This window comes from Comamonas testosteroni (assembly GCF_000761245.1).
Taxonomy (GTDB): Bacteria; Pseudomonadota; Gammaproteobacteria; order Burkholderiales; family Burkholderiaceae_C; genus Comamonas; species Comamonas testosteroni_C.
The window spans coordinates 1-209 of sequence record NZ_AWOR01000018.1 but is presented as its reverse complement, the minus strand read 5'-3'; the positions used below and the strand labels follow the sequence as shown (position 1 = coordinate 209).

Annotated in this window: 1 protein-coding gene; it reads left to right on the top strand. The window is 58.4% G+C overall.

The genetic code is table 11. The annotated features are described in order from the left end of the window. The coding region (locus P353_RS29790) for a hypothetical protein (protein WP_034366115.1) at nt 1-209 on the top strand (209 nt) is incomplete at both ends.

Below are 209 nucleotides of genomic sequence, written 5' to 3'. Positions count from 1 at the left end.
ATGGGCAAACGTACAAGATCATCGGCGGCATTTCCTTCATGGAGAGCAATGGCCGGCTTGTTGCCGGTACGGTGGATAGTTACAGCGGCTGTCCCTGTAAAGCCGAGCTGATTCCTTTGGCGTTATTCGGCGAGTACCACGGCAGAGGTGGCTCGGTCGTAAGCGCCAACAGACTGGCCGCTGAGCCGGTCCAGCCAGTAACCCACTGG